This window comes from Pedobacter roseus (assembly GCF_014395225.1).
Classification (GTDB): domain Bacteria; phylum Bacteroidota; class Bacteroidia; order Sphingobacteriales; family Sphingobacteriaceae; genus Pedobacter; species Pedobacter roseus.
Window position 1 is genome coordinate 1,751,108 of the sequence record NZ_CP060723.1, and the last position, 19,577, is coordinate 1,770,684.

At 40.6% G+C, this 19,577-nt stretch carries 13 protein-coding genes; 5 read left to right on the forward strand and 8 right to left on the reverse strand.

What is annotated here, in order from left to right; genetic code table 11:
* Positions 1–26: 26 nt before the first annotated feature.
* From H9L23_RS07445 to H9L23_RS07465, 5 genes are all read left to right on the forward strand, one after another.
* Positions 27–998 (forward strand): PorP/SprF family type IX secretion system membrane protein, encoded by a 972-nt coding sequence (locus tag H9L23_RS07445; RefSeq protein WP_187594367.1) that lies wholly within the window; start codon positions 27–29, stop codon positions 996–998.
* A 43-nt stretch (positions 999–1,041) separates the two neighbouring features.
* A complete protein-coding gene (locus H9L23_RS07450; RefSeq protein WP_187594368.1) occupies positions 1,042–3,003 on the forward strand; it encodes an OmpA family protein in 1,962 nt (653 codons plus the stop codon).
* Between the two features lie 1,549 nt (positions 3,004–4,552).
* Positions 4,553–5,863, forward strand: a complete 1,311-nt coding sequence (gene dinB / locus H9L23_RS07455) for a DNA polymerase IV (RefSeq protein ID WP_187594369.1) — start codon at positions 4,553–4,555, stop codon at positions 5,861–5,863.
* Positions 5,864–5,865: 2 nt separating this feature from the next.
* Positions 5,866–8,877 (forward strand): DNA polymerase III subunit alpha, encoded by a 3,012-nt coding sequence (locus H9L23_RS07460; protein WP_187594370.1) that lies wholly within the window; start codon positions 5,866–5,868, stop codon positions 8,875–8,877.
* A 245-nt stretch (positions 8,878–9,122) separates the two neighbouring features.
* A complete protein-coding gene (locus tag H9L23_RS07465; protein WP_187594371.1) occupies positions 9,123–9,632 on the forward strand; it encodes a YdeI/OmpD-associated family protein in 510 nt (169 codons plus the stop codon).
* Between the two features lie 148 nt (positions 9,633–9,780).
* Here the strand turns inward: H9L23_RS07465 and H9L23_RS07470 are convergent, their stop codons facing one another.
* From H9L23_RS07470 to H9L23_RS07505, 8 genes are all read right to left on the reverse strand, one after another.
* Positions 9,781–10,542, reverse strand: a complete 762-nt coding sequence (locus H9L23_RS07470; RefSeq protein ID WP_187594372.1) for a polyprenol monophosphomannose synthase — start codon at positions 10,540–10,542, stop codon at positions 9,781–9,783.
* 666 nt (positions 10,543–11,208) lie between these two features.
* A complete protein-coding gene (locus H9L23_RS07475; protein WP_187594373.1) occupies positions 11,209–12,690 on the reverse strand; it encodes a peptide MFS transporter in 1,482 nt (493 codons plus the stop codon).
* Between the two features lie 64 nt (positions 12,691–12,754).
* Positions 12,755–14,389, reverse strand: coding sequence for a peptide MFS transporter (locus tag H9L23_RS07480; RefSeq protein WP_187594374.1), 1,635 nt, complete (start codon positions 14,387–14,389; stop codon positions 12,755–12,757).
* 38 nt (positions 14,390–14,427) lie between these two features.
* Positions 14,428–16,089, reverse strand: a complete 1,662-nt coding sequence (locus H9L23_RS07485; protein WP_187594375.1) for a peptide MFS transporter — start codon at positions 16,087–16,089, stop codon at positions 14,428–14,430.
* Positions 16,090–16,188: 99 nt separating this feature from the next.
* A complete protein-coding gene (locus H9L23_RS07490) occupies positions 16,189–17,085 on the reverse strand; it encodes a hypothetical protein (RefSeq protein WP_187594376.1) in 897 nt (298 codons plus the stop codon).
* Positions 17,086–17,124: 39 nt separating this feature from the next.
* Positions 17,125–18,300 (reverse strand): acetyl-CoA C-acyltransferase, encoded by a 1,176-nt coding sequence (locus tag H9L23_RS07495; RefSeq protein ID WP_187594377.1) that lies wholly within the window; start codon positions 18,298–18,300, stop codon positions 17,125–17,127.
* Between the two features lie 583 nt (positions 18,301–18,883).
* Positions 18,884–19,051, reverse strand: a complete 168-nt coding sequence (locus tag H9L23_RS07500; RefSeq protein ID WP_083505516.1) for an Arc family DNA binding domain-containing protein — start codon at positions 19,049–19,051, stop codon at positions 18,884–18,886.
* A gap of 2 nt (positions 19,052–19,053) precedes the next feature.
* Complete coding sequence (locus H9L23_RS07505) at positions 19,054–19,575, reverse strand: hypothetical protein (RefSeq protein ID WP_187594378.1); 522 nt, start codon at positions 19,573–19,575, stop codon at positions 19,054–19,056.
* Between the last annotated feature and the right edge of the window lie 2 nt (positions 19,576–19,577).

The window sequence follows — 19,577 nt, forward strand, 5'->3', positions numbered from 1 at the left end:
GGGTTGAACATTAAGATATTAAGATAATGAAGAAATTAATATGGTTAATAGCAGGTTCGTTTTTGTTGCTTTCGCGACCCGCATCTGCACAGCAAGACGCCCAGTACAGTCAGTACATGTTTAACGGAATTTACATCAATCCGGCCTATGCGGGTTATAAAGAAGTGCTTAATGTACACAGTTTTTACCGTAGCCAGTGGACGGGCATTACCGGCGCGCCAAGAAGCATGTCGCTGGCGGTAGATGCCATTGCCAACAGCGGTAATGTAGGCCTTGCGCTGCAGGTGGCCAGCGATAAACTGGGTGCACAAACCAACCTGAGTATTTATGGTAACTATGCTTACCGAATCAGGATGAACGACGATGGCAGTTCGAGGTTAGCTTTAGGTTTAGGGATAGGGATGGTGCAACTGGGTATCGATGGATCAATGCTCAACCCGAACAATCCGGAACCTAACCAGCCCGTAGGTGTACAGAGTACAATCGTACCCGATGCCAGGGCAGGGGTGTATTTCGCCAATGATAAATATTATGCGGGTTTCTCGGTTGACAACCTGATTGCCACTTATATTAATATCGACCGATATGCTTTTATCCCACAGCCAAAACCACATTATTATTTAACTGCGGGGGCTTTATTCCCGCTATCTGAAGATTTTCAGATCAAACCGTCGTTCCTGTTAAAAGATGATCGTGGCGGCCCGACCAGTTTAGATGTAAATGCCTTTTTATTGATCAAAGATTTTTTATGGGTAGGTGGCTCGTACCGTACAGGCGTAAAACTGTATGATAAAAGTTATCTTCAAAAAGACCTTACACCCCGCAACTCTGCCGTTGCCGCCATTCAGATTTTTCCCTCAGAGAAAATCAGGATTGGTTATGGTTATGATTTTTCCGTTGGTCCTTTGCAGGGTTACAGCGGCGGAACGCATGAGATCTCGCTATCTTATTCATTCATAAAACCAAACATCAGGTTAGCAACCCCGAGGGTTTTTTAACCAAGTATTTCAGTATTTTTGACTAAATTATCCAAACAACATAATGAAGAAAATTTTAATAGGTACCTGCCTTTCTGCATATTGTTTACTCGCTTTCAATTTTTCAGCAAAAGCACAATATGTTTTGAAAGATGCCGATAAACAGTACGAACTGTTTAATTATAGCAAGGCGATTGATTTATACGAACAGGCCTATAAAAAGAAAAAATCCTTACACGTAGCAGAACGTTTAGCCAGTGCTTATGCGCTGGTTTATGATTATAAACAGGCTGAAAGCTGGTATGGCATTACCTCTAAAATGCCCGATAGCAAACCCGAAAACATTTTGGGTTATGCCAAAGCCCTGCAGAGCAATTCTAAATACAGCGAAGCCAAACTTCAGTATTTAAATTACATCGATAAAAAGAAAAACGTATCCGAAAAACAACAGGCCGTTTGGATTGCTTCCTGCGATTCGGCCCTAAAATGGATAAAAAATCCAAAGAAAATCGAGCTGATCAATCAGGTTGCCTTAAACAGTGCCCAGTCTGATTGGGGGGCAGTTAATTACCAGGGTGGGGTAGTATTTACTTCCGATAGATCGGCTAAAGGACTGGAATCAGAAGAAAGCAGACCTTTCCTACGCTTCGACGGATCGAAAGAACCTGATAAACAAGTTTATGGCTGGACAGGTAACGGATATTTGAAACTGTATTTCAAAGCTTCACCAAAAGATAGCCTTCAGTTATTTCCAATTAAAGCCGGGACAAGATACCATGTAGGCTCGGCAAGTTTTACAGGTGATGGAAAAACCATGTATTTTACCTTAACACGCATCTCTAACGAACTCGAAAAAGTAAAAAATAAACCCAGTACTGTAAACGTAGAAATTTACAGCAGCACCAAAGATGCTGATGGTAAATGGAGCGAGCCGGTTTCATTCGCTTATAATAATGTAAACGATTATTCTGTTGGTGATCCTTTTATTACCAAAGATGGAAACAGCCTTTACTTCGCTTCGAACATGCCCGGCGGATTAGGCGGTACCGATATTTATGTGTGTTTAAAAACTGATGCAGGCGAATGGGGCAAACCGATTAACCTGAAAGAGGTAAATACCGAAGGCAACGACCGCAGTCCGGTTTTTGATGAAAAAGACAACTTCTATTTCTCCAGCGATGGCAGGGTTGGTATGGGTGGTTTAGATGTTTATCAGGCCCTGAGAGAAGGTGGTGGCATTGGTAGGGTCGAAAATATGGGTTATCCTTTTAACTCTCCACAGGATGATTTCGGTTTTAGCCTGAACGAAAAAGGTGGTATCGTTTATCTTTCTTCTAACCGTGATGGTGGTTTAGGTAGCGATGATATTTACACCATCGATCAGAAAATGATTCTGGCCTTTAAATTAGAAGGTCGTGTTTTTGATAAAAACAGCAATCAGCCAATTGCAGGTGCACTGGTAACCTTAGCAAAGGTAAACGGATCGATCTTAAAAACTGAAACCGACGATAACGGTGGTTATAAATTTAATTTGGCCAAAGAAACCGAATATAATGTTTCAGCAGAAAAAACAGACTATCGGTCTGACGTAGAAAACCTGGCAACCATTGGTTTAACCACTTCAAGCGTACTTACCCAAAACCTGTATCTGGAAGGTGTGGTGATTGATAAAGCAATCAGGCTGGAAAACATCTACTACGATTTCGATAAGTGGAATATCCGCCCGGATGCTGCGGTTGAACTGGATAAACTGGTTAAAATCATGAAAGATAATCCAACCATCTGGATCGAATTAGGTTCACATACTGATAGCAGGGGTAAAGATAATTACAACTTAAACCTGTCTCAAAAAAGAGCCGAATCTGCTGTACAGTACATCATCTCCAGGGGAATCGATAAAAACCGTATTGCCGCTAAAGGTTACGGCGAAACCCAATTGTTAAACAAATGTGCCAATGGGGTAGATTGTACCGAAACAGAACACCAGTTGAACAGACGTACCGAGTTTAAAATCGTAAAGCAATAAACACAGATAAGGAAACAATATATTCAATTTTTTAGTACATGCCTCCGATGAAAATTGGGGCATTTTTTGTTTCATACGTGGTTGGTGTCCTCTCGCACCACTTTATTTTCAAGACTTCCACTCCAGGGGAATTAGCCCGCCGGATCCCTATTCTTTTGCCACGGATGCACAGAAACACGGAATATCTCACTTTCTATGATTGCCCTTCCATACTGCAAAAGGTTTAACCACAGAGGTCACAAAGAAAAATCACAGAGAAAACAGAGTTGAGTGCTGTGATTTGTCAGTCTGAGCTTAGCCAATTCCGTGGTTCGTGCCCCACGCACCACCGCGTTACTTTTAACGCCTCTACTCCAGGGGCGTTAGCCCGCCGATCCCTATTCTTTTGCCACGGATGCACAGAAACACGGAATATCTTACTTTCTATGATTGCCCTTCCATACTGCAAAAGGTTTAACCACAGAGGTCACAAAGAAAAATCACAGAGAAAACAGAGTTGAGGGCATGATTTATCAGTCTGAGCTTAGCCAATTCCGTGGTTCGTGTCACCACGCACCACCGCGTTACTTTTAACGCCTCTACTCCAGTGGAGTTAGCCCGCCGATCCCTATTCTTTTGCCACGAATGCACAGAAACACGGAATATCTTACTTTCCATGATTGCCCTTCCATACTGCAAAAGGTTTAACCACAGAGGTCACAAAGAAAAATCATAGAGAAAACAGAGTTGACGGCGTGATTTGTCAGTCTGAGGGTAGTCGAAAACTCTGTTCAATAACTATAATTCCGTGATTCATGTCCCCACGCACCACCGCGTTACTTTTAACGCCTCTACTCCAGGGGAGTTAGCCCGCCGATCCCTATTCTTTGCCACGGATGCACAGAAACACGGAATATCTTACTTTCTATGATTGCCCTTCCATACTGCAAACGGTTTAACCACAGAGGTCACAAAGAAAAATCACAGAGAAAACAGAGTTGTGAGCATGATTTGTCAGTCTAAGCTTAGCCTCCGTGGTTCGTGTCCCCACGCACCACCACGATCCGTCATTCCCAACCCGATTGGGAATCTTAATGCTTTAGCTATCCCGTATTTTTCATTAAGATTCCCGCCTGCGCGGGAAAGACGATTCTACTTAATGTTCTTAACTTCTTAATGGTCAGAAATGATGTGAAATGTAAAGTGGATAATGGAATAATAATTCAGTAGATAAAATAACTTACATGTCCTTAAATGCCTTATATGGTTAAACTATCTTTCCGTGGTTCGTGTCCTCACGCACCACTGCGTTTCGTCATTCCCAACCCGATTGGAAATCTTAATGCTTTAGCTATCCCGTATTTTTCATTAAGATTCCCGCCTGCGTGGGAAAGACGGCTCTGATTAATGTTCTTAACTTCTTAATGGTCAGAAATGAGGTTTTCACTTAATCATATAGCGAATTAAAAACTAAAATTGTTAGTATCTTGTTAAGAAAAGCTATCTTTATTTACATCTTAAAACTAAAAATATTAGTATTTTTGTTTTCAATCATCCCAATTGTACAGAAATGGAAAAGGAAAGGCAGATTATTCACATGGATCAAGATGCATTTTTTGTGTCGGTAGAAATTAGAAAAAATCCAAAGTTAACAGGTAAACCCGTGATCATCGGTGGTGGAGGCGATCGGGGCGTGGTAGCTTCCTGCAGTTACGAAGCCCGTAAATATGGCATTCACTCCGCCATGCCCGGACGTACCGCAAAACTGCTCTGTCCGCAGGCTATATTTTTGAAGGGCGATATGGAAGAATATTCCAAAGCATCGCATGAGATTACCGAAATCATCGCCGATAAAGTCCCCTTGTTCGAGAAAGCCAGTATCGATGAACATTATATCGATATGACCGGTATGGACCGCTTTTTTGGCTGTATGAAATTCGCCTCAGAATTGCGGCAAACTATTATCAAAGAAATGCAGTTACCCATTTCCTTTGGCCTGTCCATTAATAAAACCGTAGCCAAAATTGCCACCAACGAATCCAAACCAGGAGGCGAATTACAGGTTACCTATCCAGAGTTACGGCCCTTTCTCGATCCGCTTGCCATTCATAAAATTCCGGGTATCGGCCATGCTACCTATAAAAAACTGAGCGAAATGGGCGTCCGCGAAATCCTTACCCTCACACAGATTCCTCAACAGCTCATGTTTAAAATTCTGGGACAGCATGGGTTGAGCCTATGGCAAAAAGCAAACGGAATCGACCTGGCGCCCGTAGTACCTTACCGCGAAAGAAAATCGATCGGTACACAGGCCACTTTTGAAAGTGATACCATGGATATGAGTAAACTGAAAGCCATCATCACGGGTATGGTTACCGGTTTAACTTTTCAGCTCCGCAACCAGAAAAAACTGACTGCCTGCATCACCGTAACCGTACGTTATACCAATTTCGAAACCGTTACCCAGCAGGAGCGGATCCCTTATACCTCACTCGATTCCTTTTTGATCAGCAAAGCACATAGCCTGTTCGATAAAGTATATTCAAAGCGGATGTTACTGCGCCTTGTAGGCGTAAAACTTTCGCACCTGGTAAGTGGTTACGAACAGATTGGTCTTTATAATATTGCCGAAGAAGAATATAGCCTTTACCAGGCCATGGATAAAGTTCGCAATAACTATGGTGCCGAAGCCGTGGTTAAAGCCTGTATTGTTACCCAGCCACCCCGCGATGAAAAGGGTAAAATAATCAAGTATAATCCACGCAAAAAGAAAACATTGATCGAAAATACCGAAGAAGAAGAGCCGGAAGTAAGAAAACGTTCTAAAATCAGAAGTTTTATGAGTGAAAAAGGAATAACAGGCAGCAAATCTTACGAATAGTTATGTTTTTGAATGTTCATTCTTCTTATAGCCTGAAATATGGTACACAGAGCATTGATCAACTGATTGCTACTGCGCGGCATTTAGGGATCCACCAAATGGTGCTTACCGATATCAACAACTCAACCGGGGCAGTAGAGTTTATTCGCGAGTGTTACAAACAGGGCATTGCCAAAGAAGCCGACGAAATACACAGGGGCAATATTCCTTACCAGATTAAACCTGTTGCCGGGATCGAATTTCGCATCGATAATAAGTTGTTGTATGTGGGGATTGCCAGAAATAAAGAAGGCATGCGTGAGCTGAATGAGTTTTTGAGTCACCATAATATTTACAACATTCCATTGCCAGAAGTTCCGCCCCAAATGGAAAATGTGTACATCATTTATCCCTTTCATAAAACTTTTAATCAAACGTTAAAAGCAAACGAATATGTAGGCATCCGTGGAAAACAGCTGAATCTTTTGTATAAACATCCGCTTTTGGCCCGAAAAGAAAAACTGCTGGTGTGGCATCCCGTTACAGTGGCCGACAAAATTACTTACCGGCTGCACGAATATTTTAGGGCCATAGAATTCAATACCCTTTTAAGTAAAGTACCTGAAGAACAAAAATGCGATCCGGATGAATTTCTAATCCCCGAAGCCGAACTTACACAGCAATTTGAGCAGTATCCCTTCATTGTTCAGAACACGCAAAAACTAATTAATAGCTGCGATTTAAGCGTTTATTTCGAAGATACGGCCACACCTTCTTCAAAAAATAAGTTTTTTTATACCGAGGATTTTGAGGGCGATAAAAAAATGCTCCGCGAACTGGCCGAAAAAGGACTGAAGTGCCGTTATGGTGAGAACAATGCCATAGCCATTAAACGTTTGGAAAAAGAACTGCGGATTATTGAACTTAAAAATTTCTGTGCCTATTTCCTCATTACCTACGATATTGTACGTTATGCGATGTACGAGCGGGGTTTTTATCACGTGGGCCGTGGTTCGGGCGCCAACAGCATTGTGGCTTATTGTTTACGCATTACTGATGTAGATCCGATCGATCTCGACCTCTATTTCGAACGTTTTCTGCACGAAAAAAGAACCAGTCCGCCAGATTTTGACATCGATTTTTCTTGGGATGAAAGAGAAGTGATTCAGCGTTATATTTTTGAACGTTATCCTAAATGGCATGTTGCTTTTTTGGGTACCATGAGTACTTTTAAAGATCGTGCCATCATCAGGGAAATCGGTAAGGTAATGGGTTTGCCCAAAGAAGAAATAGACAGTTTTACCGATCCTACCAAAGAACGCGAAAACCTGCTTAATGCCACTTATCAGAAATTATTGGCTGTGCACCGTTACATGAAGAGTATGCCCAACCAGCGCTCTATCCATGCCGGTGGGATTTTAATCTCCCAGGAACCAATTACTTATTATACCGCATTGGATATGCCGCCAAAAGGTTTTCCAACGGTGCAATGGGACATGTACGAAGCCGAAGCCATAGGTTACGAAAAATTCGATATTTTAAGTCAGCGGGGCATTGGGCACATTAGGGAGGCAGTGCAATTAATCAAAAAAAATAAAGGAAAGGATATTGATATTCATGATTTTCCAGCTTTTAAAAAAGACCATAAGCTAAATGACATCCTTAAACAGGGACAGCCCATTGGATGTTTTTATATCGAATCGCCGGCTATGCGGCAATTGCTAAAAAAGCTGAAATGCGACAATTACCTCACGCTTGTGGCCGCCAGTTCCATTATCCGCCCCGGTGTGGCCAGTTCCGGCATGATGAAATCCTATATCGAACGCTATCATGCGCCCGAAAAAGTGGTGTACCTCTGTGAGGTGATGAAAGAACGGCTTAGCGAAACCTATGGCGTAATGGTTTATCAGGAAGATGTGATTAAAGTTTGCCATTATTTTGCAGGTCTGGATCTGGCTGATGCCGATATTCTCCGTAAGGCCATGAGCGGTAAATACCGTTCTAAACTCGCTTTTGATGAGCTGATAAATAAGTTTAAGTTTTCGGCCAGAAAAGAAGGTCATTCAGAAGAACTCATTAATGAAGTGTGGCGACAGATTTCATCTTTTGCGGGTTATAGTTTTTCAAAAGCGCATTCAGCTTCTTTTGCCGTAGAAAGTTACCAAAGTTTGTATCTCAAAACATATTACCCAATGGAGTTTATGGTCGCTGTGCTCAATAATTATGGGGGTTTTTATAGCAGATGGGTTTATGTACACGAATTGCAAAAAACAGGGGCGAGGGTACATTTACCCTGTGTTAACCAAAGCGATGAGGTGGTAACCATAACAGGTGAAGATGCCTACCTGGGCTTTATCGGCATTCAGGGATTGGAAGAAAAAAATATCAGGACTATCCCGCAGGAACGTAAAGCGAATGGCCAGTACCTCGATCTTGAAGATTTTGTGAAAAGGAGCTGCATTTCTCTCGAACAGGCCATTATTTTAATCCGCTTGGGTGCATTGCGCTTTGCCGGAAAAGACCGTAAAACCCTGCTTTGGGATGTGCACAATTACCTTGGCTTTAAACAGAAAAAGGTAAACCATGCGGAGCTTTTCAAGATAAGCTACAAAACTTATCAGCTGCCTGCATTGATGGATTCTGAATTGGAAAACGCTTATACCGAACTGGAATTATTAGGTTATCCGCTTAATTACAAAATGTTCAATTTTTTAAAAACACCTTACCGTGGCGATGTAATGACCGCCGATTTGCACAAACATTTAGGCAAAACGGTGAGGATGGTGGGCAATTATGTGTGCGAAAAAACGGTACATACCATTAAAAATACCAAAATGTGGTTCGGTACCTTCTTAGATGCCAACGGTGATTTCTTTGATACCACCCATTTTCCCAACACCACACCAATGTATCCTTTTAAAGGAAAAGGCTGTTACCTCATTTTAGGGAAAGTAGTAGAAGATTTTGGCTTCCAGAGCATTGAGGTATTAAAGTTTGCCAAGTTGGATATCCGGATGAACCCGGTGGCGATTTAATCTTTTCATCGTCATTGCGAGGAGGCTTTTTCAGCCGACGAAGCAATCTTAAAACGGTAGATGCAAACGTTCGCTTTAAGATTCCCGCCTGCGCGGGAATGACGGGCGTACTGATAATTCTTTCTATTTACAGATCTCTCCATTTCGCATTGTTTCAGTCGAGATGACGGCTGCTCTAGTAGAAGCATCAATAGTTTAACGATTTTATCGTTTACCAGTTAAAACATAATTTTTATATTTAAACCATGATCCACTTTAAAGCGGAAATAGAACGTTTCGAAACCATGGGCGAAAAAACCGGCTGGAGTTATGTATTTATCCCTGCTGCTTTAGCCAGTGAAATGAAGCCCGGCTGCAAAAAGAGTTTCAGGGTAAAAGGAAAAATAGATCAGCTAGAAGTAAGCGGATTGGCAACCATGCCTATGGGCGAAGGCGATTTTATAATTGCCTTAAAAGGTGAACTCCGTAAAAAACTAAAAAAAAAAGCCGGAGCAACTGTAGAGCTATATTTGGAAGAGGATAAAAATTTTAAAATAGAAATGCCCGAGGATCTTGAAATCTGCCTTTCCGAAGAAGAGCACCTCATACGGAATTTCTTAAAACAACCTAAATCGCATCAAAACTACTATATCAACTGGATTAACCAGGCGAAAACAGAACCCACCCGAACCAAAAGAATTGTAATGACGATTAAAGCAATGGATAAAGGACAGGATTTCGGGACAATGATGAGGGAATCGCAGGGAAAGTCTTGAGTCCTGAGTCTGTAGTCCTTAGTCTTGAACTGGAATGATATGGGTTAAAGATCAATTTTATAGTAACAGACTTAGCGAAAAGGATATCAGTCATTAACTATGACCAATAGGCCATAACTCATTAACTGAATACTTTGAGCTATGTACCTTAGATTTCCGACTTCGGACTTCCGACTCCCGACTCTCTTTTATAATTCCTGAACCAACTCGAAACTTTCATTTGAATAACACCTAAAAAGGCTTCCCTGAAAATACGCGTGCTCATTTTGGAAGTGCCTTCCGTACGATCAGTGAAGATGATTGGAACTTCGACTACTTTAAAACCAAATTTAATGGCAGTGAACTTCATTTCGATCTGGAAAGCATAACCTACAAACTTGATTTTGTTGAGCGGAATGGTTTCTAAGACAATTCTACGGTAACATTTAAAACCAGCAGTAGCATCCTGAATGTTTATCCGGGTAATAAGGCGGACATACATAGATGCAAAGTACGACATTAAAACCCTGCCCATTGGCCAGTTTACCACATTTACACCTTTAACATAGCGTGAGCCGATGGCCACATCTGCACCATTTACACAAGCTTCGCGTAAGCGTGCCAAATCATCAGGATTGTGGGAGAAATCGGCATCCATTTCAAAAATGTAAGCATATTTCTTTTGTAATGCCCAATTGAAACCATAAATATATGCCGTGCCCAAACCCTGTTTACCAGCACGTTCTTCGATAAATAAATGTCCGTCGTATTCAGCCTGTAACGATTTTACAATTTCGGCAGTTCCGTCCGGAGAACCATCATCAATAATTAAAACATGAAAAGGCTGGGTTAAAGAAAAAACCTTTCTAATGATCTTTTCGATATTTTCCTTCTCGTTGTAGGTTGGAATGATGACTAAACTATCTGACACGTTTGTTGTGGTTTTTTAAATAAGGTAAGCTGCTGCTTTTGTATTTATAAGTTGCAATTTGCTTTCAAAAGGCGAAAGTAAAGATTTAATATGAAATCATCATGAATTTTCATTAATTCCAAACGATTCGTCTTGATAAACTTAGTTTAGGATTTATTTTCGATGGATTCTAAATTTAATTGTTCCCGCTGATTTCACAGATCACCGCAGAAGTGAATTTCAAAATACAGAACCATTGTTTCTAAACCCGACAGCAGCGGTAGCTTCCGGTTTTTCATCTGAACTATAGCGAATGGCGGTACTAAAGATGCCAAGAACTATTGTCCTTTCGTTTTCAAATCCTAATGATTATGAATTTCTCGCTAATGGAATACATAGATATATCTTTTAGATTTCTCCACTGCGGTCGAAATGACGAATTTATTAAAATCTGCGCAGAATTAGATTCTAAAGCACAGAACCATTGTACCTAAACCCGATCGTAGTGAAAAGCCCGCAGGCCGAAGCATGAGGGCGAGGAATTGGAGCGAAGAGCGGGACAGTAAGCCTCCAGGAATTACTGTCCTCTCGTTTTCAAATCCTACTGATTAAAAATTTTTGCTATTAAAAGATAGAGATTGATCCTTTTAGATTTCTCCACTGCGGTCGAAATGACGAATCTTTTTCTTACCTCACTTCCTGCATCAGGCGCCTTACCAATTGCGAAAAAATAATCAATGCCAAACCTGCAATTAAAGAGTATAAGGCCAGGGCTTTATAACCTTCGGTATAGGCCATTAATTTGGTGGTTAAAGAGGCATGATCTATGCTCGACATTTCTGCCCCAAGCTTCCCTGCAGCCAGCTGCCCGAAAGCACTTGATAAAAACCAAAGTCCCATCATCATCCCGAACATTTTCTTTGGCGATAGTTTCGTAATAATCGACATCCCTATCGGACCTAAGCAAAGCTCGCCAAGCGTTAACAACAAATAGGCAAACGTAAATACATTTAGCGAACTAATGCCCTGCGCATTGGCAAAAAACCTGGTGGCATAAAAAACATAAAAACTTAAAGCCAGTAAAAGGAAACCGATTCCAAATTTTACTACGGTATTCGGTTCAATTTTACGTTTGTAAAGGCCTAACCATAAAATACCTACAATGGGACTAAACACAATCACAAAAAAAGAATTCGCGCTATTATTAACCACGTTGGGATCCATATTGAGGAACAGGATTTTGTGATCGAGGTTATCTTTTGCAAACAGCGACAATGAACCACCGCTTTGCTCGGATATAGCCATAAATATGAAATAACAAAAGATAAATACAAAGGCCGCCAGCAATTTATATTGTGCTGTTTTATCTTTTATACTAAACGTTTCGTAAAGGAAATAAACCAGTGCAATAATACCGATGGTATACATGAAATAATCGGTAAAGGCCGTGTTTTTCACCATGATATAAATCAATGGGATACAGACTATAGATCCTGCATAAACGGCTATTTCTGATAGCTGTTGTTTTGATTTTTTAAGGTGCAATAAGGGCGAATTTCCGATGGGGCCTAAATGTTTTTTAGTAAAAATGAAGGTGCCTAACCCAAACATCATTACCAGGGCGGCAGATAAGAAACATAAATGCCAGTTATAATACTTACCTAAATAAATACACATTGCACCGCCCAATAAACCTCCTACATTAATGCCGGCATAAAAGAGTCCGTAGCCTGCATCTCTTCTGTTATCTTTTTCATGGTACAGTTCGCCCACCATTGAAGATACGTTTGGTTTGAAAAAGCCAGTTCCAATAATGGATAAGGTTATACCTATATAAAAGAGATCGTGAGGAGAAAATGCCAAAACCAGGTTACCGATAATCATCAACGAACCACCCCAAAACAGCGATTTCCTAAACCCAAGAATCTTATCGGCAAAAATACCACCAATAAAGGTAAATGCGTACACAAAAGCTTGTATTGCACCATATTGCAGGTTGGATTTCTGATCGCTTAAACCCAGCTGTTCTACCATAAAAAACGCCAGTACACCGCGCATGCCATAAAAACAGAAACGTTCCCACATTTCTACCAACGACAGATGCCAGAGCTGTTTAGGGTATTTTCCTTCAAAATTCTGAATCTCTTCTATTGAAACTGTTTTTTCCATTGAAATTGGTTTAAAAATTAAAAGCCCGATCGGAGCCGGGCTTTCTGTATTATTATGTTTTAAATTAATCTAAAATATCCTGGTGCATCATTTTTTGCAGTTTTTTAGTAATCGCAAATAAGATAAGCGATGCGATTCCGGCCATTACTACAAACATCATGAAAAACTCGTATAACGAATTAATCTGGAAGCCTAATATAGATTGATATTCAAATGGAATTTTTAAATCTTTTAATTTGGCCAGTTCCTGAGCGCTTGGCACAACTGTTTTTGATAAGATGGGTTGAAGATTAATACCTGCATCAGCAGCCTGTTTAATTTCTGCAGTTCCCGGAGGATATAAACTGCTTAAAATTCCGGCAAATTTGTTGGCAGCAGCATTGGCTAAAAACCAAACTGCCATTAATAATGAACCGAATTTTAACGGAGCCAGTTTGTTTACCAGCGATAAACCAATAGGAGACAGGCAAAGCTCGCCGCAAGTGTGAAGGGCATACATACCGATTAACCACATCATACTTACTTTGGTTGACGATGAAACATCTTTCACCCCAAAAGCAATCCATAAATAACCCAGCGCGAGTAAGAATAAACCCAATGCCATTTTAGTTGGCGATGCAGGTTCGTTTTTACCCAATTTAATCCACAGCCAGGCAAAAATAGGTGCAAATGCGACCACGAATATAGAGTTTAACGACGCAAAAATACTTGCCGGAACCGTTAAAAAGCCTAAATCCCTTTGTGTTTGCTCTGCGGCAAAAAAGGTTAACGAAGCACCCGCCTGTTCAAATGCACTCCAAAAAAAGATTACGAAAAAGGCAACAATAAAAATTACACGGATACGCTGTTTTTCAATCTTATTCAAAGATTTATCAGAGAAAATAATAAATGCGATAAATAATACTGATGCCACCAATAAATAGGTTAAAAAGCTGAATACTTTTGCATCGATATAAAATAAACCGATCATCAATGCAGAGAAAGCTGCAAGACCAAAACCGATAACCAAAGGATTTAAAGCTGCTTTAGGTGTTCCCGCCGGAACAACGCCTAACTCTTTACCATCAGGGGCTACCACATATTTTTTCTGGAAGAGGATCTGCACCAAAACACCTAAAAGCATGGCTACACCGCCTGCAAAAAAGGCCCATTTGTAATCCATCACATTACCTGTTTCGCCTAAAAAGCCGCATACAATTGGCCCTAGTGCGCCACCAACGTTTATACCCATATAAAAAATGGTATAAGCTGCATCGCTTCTTTTATCACCTTTTGGGTATAATTGGCCAACAAGAGAAGAAATGTTCGGTTTGAAAAAACCATTTCCTGCAATCATAAAGCCTAATCCTGTAAAAAACAGGAAAGTAGATAAGGATGGGTTGCTATGGAACAATGATGCACAGAAAAAGAGGATAAACTCACCAAGTGCCATCATTAAACCACCTGTGATAATCGATTTTTTATTTCCCCAGTAACGGTCGGCAATGTAGCCGCCAATTAAAGGTGTTAGGTAAACCAAGCCAGTATAACTGCCATACAGGTTAGAGGCGAAAGCTTTATCGAATAACAAGGCCTTTGTCATAAACAAGACAAGGATCGCCCGCATGCCGTAGTAATTAAAACGCTCCCACATCTCTGTGGCAAAAAGCACGTATAATCCTTTCGGGTGGCCTTTAGATTGATTTGGTATTGATGTCATATTCAGTGTTTTAGTTTGTTTGTTGAATGAGATAAAATTTATTTTATGCCGTATTCTTTCATGATGTTGTTTAACCATTTTAATAACACCAGGCCGATGATTGCCGAAGCCATTAAAAGAGAAAAGTTTACCCAAAAGAAATTAGATTTGTCTTCGTAAGTATCCCACAGGGTAGCCAGTACACCCGATAGTTTATTGCCGATGGAGGTAGAAACAAACCAACCACCCATCATTAATGAGGTGATGCGTACGGGACTTAATTTTGATACAAGCGATAAGCCCATCGGACTTAAAAACAGTTCGCCAATGGTGATGATGCCATAAGTACCCATCAACCAGAGCACCGAAACTTTTTCTGATCCATTTTTGCCGATGTAAACGGCAGTAATCATCACCAGTACCGAAATAGCGGATATGAAGATGCCGAATATAATTTTACTGGCGGTACTTGGCTCTTTTCCTCTGCTGCGTAGCCAGGTAAAAAATGCAACCACCAACGGCGTTAAGAGGATTACCCATGCCGGATTAATGGACTGACTCAGATTTGTAGCCCATAATTCTACATCGCCACCTTCGGCAGGCAGTTCGGCAGTGGGTACATTTTTAAAATAAACAGGGTAATTGTATTCTTTTTGCACCACACCATCCACTTTTTGTAAACGGAAAGCATGATCGTAAAGTGCCACGCTGTCTTTTTTGTAGATTAAATTTTGTGATAGACTTAAGTTTGAGAAGGTATTTTTTGCGGTGGTATTGGTGAGGCTCCGGTCGGTATAACGGTCGGCCCAGGTGGTTAAAGCGGTCCCGTTTTGTTTAAATACGGCCCAGAATAATATTACGACCACAAAGATGGTCAATAAGGCTGCAATAGGTCGTTTTTCTTCTTTGCTGGCTTTAAAAAATAAAGTGCTGTAAAAATAGATAACCGGAAAACAGGCAAATATAAAAGCATCGGTGCTGGTAGAACCCACTAAAGGGTGACCGATTAATCTGGTTGGCAAAACCCAACCAATAATCCCTGCGATGATGGACGGCAGGAGGATGAGTAGACTGATTTTAAGGAAAGACATATCACCATCAACCATGCCTTTTTTAATATCGAAAGCCCGGTAATGTTTAAGTCCGCTAATAAATACCGCCACGCCAATAAACATGCCTACACCAGCGGCAAAAAACGCATATTCCCAACCGAGCATAATATATAATGCAGCACCAAAAAAGTTGCAGATAAACGCACCTACGTTAATACCCATGTAAAAAATATTATAACCGTCGTCTTTTTTGGCAACATATTCAGGGGTTGAGTAAATATTGCCTAATAAGGTAGAAATATTGGGTTTAAAGAAGCCATTTCCTAAAATAACAAGGGTCATAGCCAGATAAAGCATCGGTAAGCTGTGCACCCCCATTAAACAATAGCCTAAACCCATCATCAAACCGCCAATAATGATCGATTTGGCATAGCCGAGGTATCTATCTGCCAATAAGCCACCTAAAAAGGGGGTTAAAAATACCAAAGCAATAAAAGTTCCGTATAAATCGGCCGATTCGGCCTCCGTCATCGCAAAACCGGCTTTTACATCTTTTAAATAGAGCGTAAATATGCCGATCATTAAATAGTAACCAAAACGTTCCCACATTTCTGATAAAAAAAGGAATTTTAAGCCTTTTGGGTGTTTGGTTTGGTTTGTTGTGGGCATTTAAGAAAATTTTTTAAGGCGCAATATAGCGAGTGAAGGCCATTCTGGCAAATTTTTAGGCCATCTGGCAGGTAAATGATTTGTTAAGGTCTATTAAAATCAGAACTTTCTGATAGGTTTTACATTTTTCTTTGGATCGGCATAAAGCTCATCGCTCGCGTTCGGATCGTTATTGAGTGTTACCTCTTCCTGAAGTTTCAATTTTCCGCCAATGATTTTAAATCCGTCAAAAGTACCGTCCGAGCCATAATATTCAAACCTGTCTTTTATTTCCGGATCAAATGATGCCAGGTGATCAAATACAATCATACCCGCTTTCTGATCGCTTTTTAAAGTCATGGCATTCGATTTGGCATATTCAAATATCATCCTGTTCTTTCCTTTCAACTCTTTTCCGTCGAAAACAGGCGCGCCAAAAACGAGGTTTTCTTTATCAAACGAAAGGATTTCGATCACCTTTTTAGTGGTTGCCTGTGTATTGCCTTTCCAGCCTAAAAGTACATAATAGGGCAGGCGGTTCCCGCTCGTTACCGGAACGATTTCATAATACCTCGCGCCAAACCATTTCTGGTTGTTGGTAATGATATTGGGATCGGCTATATTTTCGGTCTGGTCTATCAGCGGAAACAGCTTTAAGGGCCCGCTTTTGGTATTTATCTGTATGGCGCCATAATAACGGTAAGTGCCATTTTCTAGCGGCATGTACCAGCTTAAAATCCTGAATGCCTGATCTGGCGATTTAATTACCGATACATTTTTAAGCGAATCGAAGGCAAATGAAAAAGAATTTGGTGTTTTCAGCGCTTCAACCAGGGTTTTTACAAATCTGCCATTTAATTCCATTTTCTGCGCATCGCTTTGCGACGCAACAGCGTTTACCGATATTTTGATGAGCGAATCCTGAAAAACGCCTAATTTATTGGTGCTTTGCTGTGCTTTTAAATTAGTGCCTAACAGGCCCAGCATTAAAAGAGTATAGAATTTGATGTATTTCATTTCCTGATCAAATGCCAAAATATAAGTAAAACCCTACGATTATAATTTTTCGATCACCAATGCACTCGCACCGCCACCGCCGTTGCAGATGCCCGCAACACCGATTTTTCCATCATTTTGTGCCAGTACCGAAAGGAGGGTAACTACAATCCTTGCTCCTGATGCACCCAGCGGGTGACCTAAAGAAACTGCACCACCATTTACATTTACCTGATGATCGTTTAAATTTAATAATTGGTTGTTCGCTAATGAAACTACAGAGAATGCTTCGTTGATTTCGAAAAAATCAACATCCTTAATATCGATATTAGCTTTATGTAAAGCCAATGGAATGGCTTTAGAAGGTGCTGTGGTAAACCATTCAGGTGCTTGTTGCGCATCAGCATAGCCTAAAATTTTAGCCAGTGGTGTTAAACCCAGTTCTTTTGCTTTATCGGCACTCATTAAAACCAAAGCTGCTGCACCATCATTTAAGGTAGAAGCATTTGCCGCCGTTACCGTTCCATCTTTTTTGAAAACGGGTTTTAATGATGGGATTTTATCAAATTTAACTGCGGTTGGTTCATCGTCGGTATCAACTAATGTAATTTCACCTTTACGGTCTTTCACTTCTACCGCTATAATTTCGCTGGCAAATTTGCCCGATGTTTGTGCAGCCTGCGCTCTTTTATAAGATTCGATGGCGAAATTATCCTGTGCCTCGCGGCTAATATTACATTCGGTAGCGCAAAGTTCGGCGGCAGAACCCATGTGGTAATCGTTATATACATCCCAAAGACCATCTTTTACAAGTCCGTCGGTAATTTGTCCATGACCTAAACGGTAGCCATTTCTTGCTTTATCAAGGTAATAAGGCACATTGCTCATGCTTTCCATACCTCCGGCCACAATAATATCATTATCGCCGTTGGCAATACTTTGTGCGGCAAGCATAATGGCTTTTGTGCCCGATGCACATACTTTATTAATGGTGGTTGCAGGTAAATCTGGTAAGCCGGCATATTTTGCAGCTTGGGTTGCAGGTGCCTGACCTAAATTGGCCGATAACACATTGCCCATATATACTTCCTGGATCTGTTCGGGTTTTAATCCGGCTTTTTCAATTGCCGCTTTAATAGCGAAGCCGCCAAGTTGGGTAGCAGAAAATTGGGCTAATGAGCCTCCGAAACTTCCAATAGGGGTTCTTACAGCTGATACAATAACAACTTCTTTCATTTGCAAAATTTTTATGAATTTTTGGTTAGGCCGCTAAGTTATGCATTTTAAATATTAAACAAAGTCTTCATCAGTCTTATTGACGATCTGCCGTTCCAAAACCTGCGAAGTTTAAAAATAACGTATAGAAATGGATTTTAGCACGTTTGATTATCATAAGTTTTGAATAGTTTTTAGCTGTGCATAACAACATAAATGTACTAAGGTTGCTTAGGTGGTCGATATTTTTTTTGAAAATGAGTGGTTCGGTGTTAATGGCAGAGGGTTAGCCCTGCTATCTCTCTTGCCGATAGAAAAAACCGGCATCCGTTCTATCAGGTTTATTTAACAATGGCAAGGGTTTTTGGTGGCGATTAAACCTCGCAGGTTTTTAAAACCTGCGAGGTTTAATTTAATGCTATGGGTTTTGCGTTAGGGATTGTAAGGGTTCAGTACCGATTAAGCATCTGTTTTTTATTTAATTATGGTATGCTTGCTTGTTTCACAGGTCTTTATCGGTACCGGAGCGCAGCGCAGCCTTGCAAAGCCCGCCCCTTGGGGAACGCCCATATTATTTTCAGTTTGCAATTCACAATTTGCAGTTTTATTCTTCCTTCGTTTTACCCTTCTTCCTCGATTTCAACGCCTGGGTAAGCAAAAATTCGATCTGCCCGTTGGTGCTCCGAAACTCATCTGCAGCCCAGGTTTCTACTTCTTTTAATAAAGCAGGACTAATTCTTAATACAAAAGCTTTTTTATCTTTCTCCGCCATTCTTATTGTATTGCTTGTATATTATACCTCGTTTTTAAATTAATGAGGAACATTTCCAGGTCTTCTATTTTATTTGAACTGAACAGAAGTTTTTTGCCATTTTTAAACTCCAGTTGTAATCCCCGGTTTTTATCGTTTAAAATGTAAGCCTTATCTTTAAATTTAAACCAAAGCCGTGTTTTAACGCCGTAACCTCCGTATTCCGAAAATGCATCATATTTGCGGATGTAGGCTTTTTCAATACTTATCCATCTCAAATGGCTTGGCTTAAAATGGAAAGGAAAATACCGGTAGGATAAGCCTTCGGCATTTATTTTTAGTGTTAGCTTATTCTGCTGTACTATAAAAATGATTAAAAAAGGAGGAAATACAGCCAATAAAGGTGCAAAGTACATTTTTTGCAATTCTGCTAAACTTGGTCCGCCTTTATCGAAGATCAGTATAGCTAATGCAGGGAATATGCTTACCCCGGTTACGAGGTATAACCACCATATCTTTAAGCCATGTTTCTCCTCAAACTCCATAT